Genomic DNA, 407 nt, shown 5'->3' on the forward strand with positions numbered 1-407 from the left:
AATACAAACAATTATTTAAGCAAATCCAATAAACCATTCAAAACGAGACTTACGCTGTCGGAGATTTCCTTCCTATCGAGCACGACCTTATGGAGCAATATCAAGTGAGTCGTGTTACAGTCCGAAAGGCCCTGACTCACCTCCAAGAGGAAGGATTGATCAAAAAGATAATAGGTCAAGGTTCTCAAGTCGTCAAAGAAGAAACCGTCAATTTCCCTGTATCCAACCTAACCAGCTACCAAGAACTAGTTAAAGAACTTGGACTGCGCTCTAAAACCAACGTGGTCAGTCTGGACAAGATTATTATTGATAAAAAATCCTCACTGATAACCGGTTTCCCAGAGTTTCGGATGGTTTGGAAGGTGGTCCGCCAGCGTGTGGTGGATGATCTGGTATCCGTTCTGGAT

General features: G+C 43.0%; 1 protein-coding gene. It reads left to right on the forward strand.

Annotation, left to right across the window (positions count from 1 at the left end):
- Positions 1-35 precede the first annotated feature (35 nt).
- The coding region (locus AC13HU_RS38275; RefSeq protein WP_483046596.1) for a GntR family transcriptional regulator at positions 36-407 on the forward strand (372 nt) is incomplete at its 3' end.

The organism is Streptomyces sp. NH27, from assembly GCF_056859195.1.